This is a genomic window from Parashewanella hymeniacidonis (genome assembly GCF_016900895.1).
GTDB lineage: Bacteria > Pseudomonadota > Gammaproteobacteria > Enterobacterales > Shewanellaceae > Parashewanella > Parashewanella hymeniacidonis.
Genome location: NZ_JAFEUN010000051.1, coordinates 26,801 through 33,446, shown reverse-complemented (window position 1 = coordinate 33,446; position 6,646 = coordinate 26,801). Strand labels below are relative to the sequence as shown.

General features: G+C 37.2%; 3 protein-coding genes. 1 reads left to right on the top strand and 2 read right to left on the bottom strand.

Annotated features, from left to right (window positions below; translation table 11 throughout):
- Positions 1 to 244 precede the first annotated feature (244 nt).
- Positions 245 to 532 carry a 50S ribosomal protein L25 gene (gene rplY, locus JQC92_RS11655; RefSeq protein WP_129947540.1) on the top strand — a complete coding sequence of 96 codons (288 nt, stop codon included), beginning with the start codon at positions 245 to 247 and terminating at the stop codon, positions 530 to 532.
- A gap of 327 nt (positions 533 to 859) precedes the next feature.
- Here rplY and JQC92_RS11650 read toward each other — a convergent pair whose 3' ends face one another.
- On the bottom strand, positions 860 to 4,654 hold the full coding sequence (locus JQC92_RS11650; RefSeq protein WP_204999811.1) for a translocation/assembly module TamB domain-containing protein: 3,795 nt from the start codon (positions 4,652 to 4,654) through the stop codon (positions 860 to 862).
- On the bottom strand, positions 4,651 to 6,486 hold the full coding sequence (locus tag JQC92_RS11645; protein WP_239480529.1) for an autotransporter assembly complex protein TamA: 1,836 nt from the start codon (positions 6,484 to 6,486) through the stop codon (positions 4,651 to 4,653). The genes JQC92_RS11650 and JQC92_RS11645 overlap by 4 nt, the downstream gene beginning before the upstream one ends.
- Positions 6,487 to 6,646: the final 160 nt, after the last annotated feature.

Here is a 6,646-nt window from a genome sequence, read left to right as displayed (position 1 = left end):
AATTACGTAGGCTTGCGGCTGCTTTGAAGAAAAGCAATACGCTGGAGACATTGATACTGTAGCCGATTATATTAGATAATTGACATAAAGCGACAGTGAAACTAAATTGACCGAGATTTGCTGGCAATAGAGCTATGTTGATTGATTAGTTATAGGTCTATGTTATAATCCGTCGGCTTTCATGGGGTAGAACTGGTCGAGGTACTGCTCTTAATTTTAATTTGAAGAAAAAAGTGAGAAAAATATGTCTTACACACTAGTTGCACAAACCCGTTCTGATTTAGGGAAAGGTTCGAGCCGCCGCCTACGTCACGAGGGTAAAGTTCCTGCAGTTATCTATGGTAAAGGCCATGATGCAGTTTCAATCGTTTTCGCACACAAAGATATCATCAACATCCAAGATAACGATGATTTCTACTCTAGCGATCTAACTATCAATTTAGATGGTAAAGACGTTAAAGTACGTGTTCAAGCTATGCAACGTCACTCGTTCAAGCCACAAATTGAACACGTTGACTTCAAATTTGCTTAATCAACTGAGCTAATTTGTAAAAGCGCCTTATGGCGCTTTTTTTGTACTGTAAATATTTAATAGCTGACCTTTCAATATTGGCTCAAGTTCTCTATCATTTTTTTCAAATTTTGGCGTCATGCGGTAATTCAGGCTGAGTATTTCGACATACATAACGTCCCATACTCAGGTTTTCACAGGTATAGTCAGCCCGAACAGGTTGCCAGGTTATAGAATCCCATATTTACCTGTTCATATTGGATGTTGGTAAAAATCATACGTGTTTAACAGGGATAAAATGTTCCGATATACTTTAATACCTAATAAAATAATGAAATTAGAAGAAAACTAATTTCCTATATCAAATCGATAGTAAATATCCAATGACTGGCCGATAGCACTAGAGACTGTTTCTAAGTAGAGTTTTGATAATAAGTAATATCTTACTGTAAGTTCATAGCCAGGATCGAAGACACCATAGCCATATTTTAATAGTAGTCGGTCACCAATATAGCCACTGATTGCCACCTTTCCATCATCGTTTGCGTTCAATTGAACATTTGAGACACCGAGTTTTTGAGCCAAGCTTTCAGCTGTATCACCGACTGCAGCCAATGGATTGTTATCACCAGCCTGTGCACCTAATGTTAATGCAGCGCTCAATAATAACGCATTATTATTGTTTTGTTGCTCTTCACCGTTTGTACTATCAAAACCCCGCCCTTGAAGTAGATAAGACACAATTTCAGCCTGCTCTAGAGTAGGGTTTGAAAATAATGTAATTTTGGGTCTATTTACAGTGCCAGTAACTTTAACTCCTACGGTAACATCCTGATCTGAAATATCTTTAACTGCTTCAATATCCAGTGATGGATTATTCAACGGTCCGACAAATTCTAAGCCTCCTTTTTGTATATTCAGTGTTTGCCCTAGGAATCGATAATTACCATTTTGTACTTTAATATTACCAAACATGAGCGGCTGAGAACCTGTTTCTTGGCTAAGCGATAATTGGCCCCCAAGATTACCGGTTAATCCTGAGCCACTGATTTTTAGACTATTACTGACGTTAATATTCAGATCACTTGAAATATTAATTGGAGATTCTTGTTTTACTGTGCTTTCGTTATCCGTGAAAACGACATCTTGCGACAATGGAACACCTTGTTTCGGCAATGGTGATATTGTTATATCCCCACCTGTAACGTCAATATTTCCAGCTATCCTTATATTCTTATCTTTGAGTTTTATGTTGACTTTTGGTGAGACAGTCAGAATGGCAAGCGGTGGTTCAATTGCAGTAAGATGTTTACCCGTGATATTGAGTTCGCCTAATAACCTTCCGTCAGGCCATGATAAATTTCCGGAAAGATTTGCTTTGCCTTTATTCATGCTCCAATTCGCATCAATCAATGCTCTGTCATTATCGAGTGTTAGATTCATTAAAATATCGTGAAAGTTCGTTGGGTTTTTAATAAACGCAACTTCGCCTTTTGTTAATTTGATAGCGCCATTTATTATTGGCTTATGCAAGTTGCCACTAAACTTTATGTTTGAATCAACCTGCCCATCTAATATCGAAAATATAGGGAATAACTCTGCAAGAGGGGATAATCGAATACTCGATAAATTAATGTAACCTTTTAAGGTGCGCGCAGGCTTTACTGAAACAGAAAAGTCAGCAAGCCAGTGTGCATAACTGTCTGCTTGTAGCTTACTTTTTATTGTGAGCCATTGATTATCCAGTTTTGCATTAAAATTAACGCGTTGATATGGAAATACACTTGGTACTTTCCTGCTTGGATATAACACCATTTGGCCTGCAGGAAAAGACACGTCGAGCTTTGCAATTGGCTTCGTAAAATTGCTCCATTGAGCATTTGCTTGTGCGTTAAGCTTCCCTTTTATAGAGAGGTGTTTTGGAAGGAATGCATGAAATACGTCATCTGCAGAGCCACTATATTGAAGGTTCAGCAGTCCATTCTTGCCAAGTTGAGCATTACCTTTGGAGCAGAAATACTCTCGGTCTTTATTTAAGCAAAATGGGCTAAGGCGTCCAAGTTTACTGTTCGTGTTAAAATTAAAGTCGATTGTTTTGTTAAGCTGCCAAACAGATGATTTATTTTTTATTGTTAGGGCTGGGATAGTGATATTTAAATTGTCTTTATTCAGTTTGGTATAGAATTCTGCATTAACGTTTGCCTTTCCTTTGGTTTTAAGTACCGCTTTTATTGACTTTAGATTGCCATCTAAACCCAGATATAAATTTCGGATTGCAACACTATATACACTTAAAGCCTTCACCTTTATTTTGGTACCATGCACAGCCATTGTTTTAGGTTCAACACGACCACTGATTTGAACCTCCTTGCTCTGCAAATCATTGCCATAATTGAGATTTGTTATTTCGCTTTTGTGCCATAAAGATGGCGACTCATTTGAATTGTTAACTGTGAATACAGAACTTAATTTTCCACGTAATGTTGGTATGAATGCGCCAAGGTTTTCAGACATTAATTTGCCGCTAAGTTTATTTGTCTGTGTATTTTTAGTTAAATATATTTCAGAGCCTAGAGCCTTCGCTTCGAAGTTATCAGCATCAACTCTATAGTTTGAATCAACATTAATTTTGCCACTGATATGTAGAGGTTGTCCCTTCAATTTACCCGTTAAGTCAGAGTGATTGATGTTAAGGTGCCACTCTTTCTTTTTGAACGCAGCATCAGTCACTAATGTACCGTTGAGTACTATAGAAGGTAATTCTTGTGTAAAGTGATCGCCAAACTGTTTAACTTGTAATGCTCTAAACTCGCTGTTTAAATTCCATTCAACTCCATCATTCCACTTAAGATTTCCCATGAGCACTACATTCCCCGATGGAGAGTGCGCATGAAGATTAACGCCAGAAACACCTCGGTTATCAATTGTTGCGTTCCCATTTATCTTAAGCTTAGGAATGTAAGGAGAATCAATAAGCCCATTAACATCGAATTTAGCCGAGTGAATTGTTCCATCAATCTTTATAGAAACATTACTTGCTGATAACTTTCCTTGGGGTATTGACCAATTACCCGTCAAACCTTCTATATCTACCATGCTGGGTGCATCGAGATCAATGAGGTTAAGATTTGCTGTAAAGTTGGAATTGATTTGGCCGTGCGTATCACCAAGTATTGAAAGACTTGAAAAGTCATCTTTGACTGAAAAACTCACATCTTGTTGTTTAACTTGAGATAAAGAGTGCAAAGCGCTCAATGGTGATTGGTGTATATTTAATGGCTCTAACACACTTAATGATGCTTTAAAATCAGTAGGGTAGCGCTTCTTAAAGTCTAGTGAACCGGATATTTGAGTGCGAAGACCAGCATGGATGACATCAATGCTTTGTAATTCGAGTTTTGTACCAACCCAATTACCTCTCTTTATGTCGATCCGTTTAAAGGTAAAAGGCGTACTATCCAACTCGAGATTGCTATCAACTAAAGCACCTTTTTGAATAAAAATTGGAAAAGGTAGATTCACCGTAGGCAAAAATTGACGTTGCGTAGATGTTCGAGCTTCAGTCGATTGGATTTGTGGTTCTTTTTGCCATACACCAGACATTGCAAAGCCAACTGTTGTGAGTTCTGCAATGTTTAACCCTTGTTTGTCCCAATTGCCTTTAAATTGTAAAATATCCGCTTTGTAAAGTTGTCTTCCTACACTCACAGACACATTTTTTAAATGTGAGTTCCGGTTTGATAGTGTAAAAGGTAAAGGAAAACCATTATTAGATGAAGATATACTAGTCTGATCTGGTTGGTCATCAGCTTTCACTGCTTTGACGTTAACATCAACCATTTCTGCTTTTAAGTCATTGATACAAAGTTGATTGTGTAAGTAACAAATTGGATTCCAATCTAAACTCAATTGTTTAGCAACGACTTTTACTGCGTGAGTGTCTAAAGTAAAACTCTTTAGTTTAATATTCTTATTTAACGTACCACTGTCATAGTCAATAGAAACACTTGGGATGAGTGCTTGTACTACGAATATAGTAACTCTACTGCCCACTGGTGTACCAATAGCTAAAGCAAGCAGCACTAAGATAACTACAGGGAAATAGATAAAAAACCTTAAAGCACTTTTGAGTGTCAGTGTCATAGCTCTGACCCCATAGTTAAGTGGATTCGCCATGGCGTTTTAGCAGTATTATTATTATTTACACCAACACCTAAATTGAGTCTGATTGGTCCTACTGGAGAAATCCAATGTATCCCCAATCCTGTTGATACCAGCGGTTTAAACTGGCTTAAATCATAAGCATTACCTGCATCCACAAATGTAGCAATACGCCATTTTGGTGTTAAATAATATTGATATTCAACACTTGCTACCGCTAAATATCTACCTCCTATTACTTGTCGGTATTTTTGTCCGTCAATAATATAGTCACGGTATGGACCAAGCTCTTGAAAGCCATATCCACGAATACTTTGGTCCCCTCCTGCAAAATATCTCAGAGAAGGAGGAATTAAAGCAAGCTGATCACTTGTTGCAATATTAACGCCTAAATCGAGTCTTGATACAAATCTATGTCGCTCTATTGGTGTAACAATCCATTTATAACTTGCCTCAAGCTTTGCTAAACGTATGGCTGAACCGAGGTATTTGTCAGCATATTCAAAATGATAGTCTTGCCGAAAACCAGACTTTGGGTCAAGCGAATCATCGCTTCTGATTGTTCTCGAAAATGACAGCCCTAATAAATAATATAATGGTGAATATTCCATATCTTCTTGGGTATATACTTCTTTTAACGATTTAATCGAGTAGCTCATAATCCAATTATTTTTAAAAATTTGTTGCCTCGCCGCACCATATAAAAATTGCTCTGACTCAAGTTTCCCTGATGTTCTAAAATCGCCATCTTTAGTATCGAATTTTTGTGTGACGCCATACTTATCTCTGATTAATCCAACTTGAATTTTTAATTGATCATTTATCGGGTGACTTAAAGGGATTGTATATGTCGTACGTAACTTTGGTCTTTCTCTTGACCACTCAAATGAAGTTTGTTGAGAATGACCGTGCCTATTTATTTGAGGGGTATGCCAAGTAAGCCGTACTCTTGGCTCAAGTTCACGTTCACTCGAACTCCCAAAATCCGCACCCAAACCCACTTCAATAGAGTGAGGAGCACGGTTTTGAGTTTCTACCTTTATCGGTACAACTTCATTCTCACTTTCATTAAGCTTAGGTAACACTTTGATTGAACGGAAATAACCAGTTTGGCTTAAAATGGAACTGAATTCAGAAATTTTATCTGTTGAATAATAGCTCTCATGCTCAAACGGCACTAACTCGTGTAGCAAGGTTTTATCTAAGTCACTTCCTACAAAATCGACTTGGCCAAACTTAAAACGATCACCTGACTTGAAATGTAGGACTATGGATGCAGATTTTGTGATGCGATTGATTTGAATTTGAGACTGTTTATATGAAGCATTAAAAAATCCATTTTCTAATGCCAAACCAATAAGTTGTGATTTTGTGGTTTCATAACGACCATGATTTAATCGATCGCCAATTTTTATTGGTATCAGTGAAAACCATTTTGCATATGCTGCTTCTGAAGCGAGAGAACCGTCTACTTTTATATCAACGTCTTTAACTATAATAGGATCGTTTAATGCAATACTGATTTCATAAACCCAAGCAGAGTGACTCGCACGAGTTAAGTTAACGGCCAGTGATGATTGATAATAACCGACACTTTCTAAAGCATCATTTATGTTTGTTTTTGCATTAAATATGAACGCATGTCGTTGAGACTTAGATTTGGGCAGCTGCCCTAGGTGAGCAATAATATTTTGTCGGAGTTTAGACCCAACACCTGTTATTTTTACCTGGATTAAATCATTAGAAATCGCATGCGCCCAAAACGATGGCGTAAAAAGCAAAAAACACAATGATAAATAAAGAATTTTTTTCAATCTCTGTCTTACTTTTATAGCCTTTACTCTACATAAGACACATTGTGGTAAGGAATCGTTCACCCTGCAAGCAAAATAACCATTTTAGCCTGATATTTTGCTGAAATATTGATAATATCAGCTACTTTATTTTTGAAGTTAGGTTTTCATTTTGGGTTCG

Coding starts and splice junctions, on each gene's coding strand:
- rplY (WP_129947540.1), top strand. CDS start 245: ATGTCTTACACACTAGTTGCACAAACCCGTTCTGATTTAGGGAAAGGT.
- JQC92_RS11650 (WP_204999811.1), bottom strand. CDS start 4,654: ATGACACTGACACTCAAAAGTGCTTTAAGGTTTTTTATCTATTTCCCT.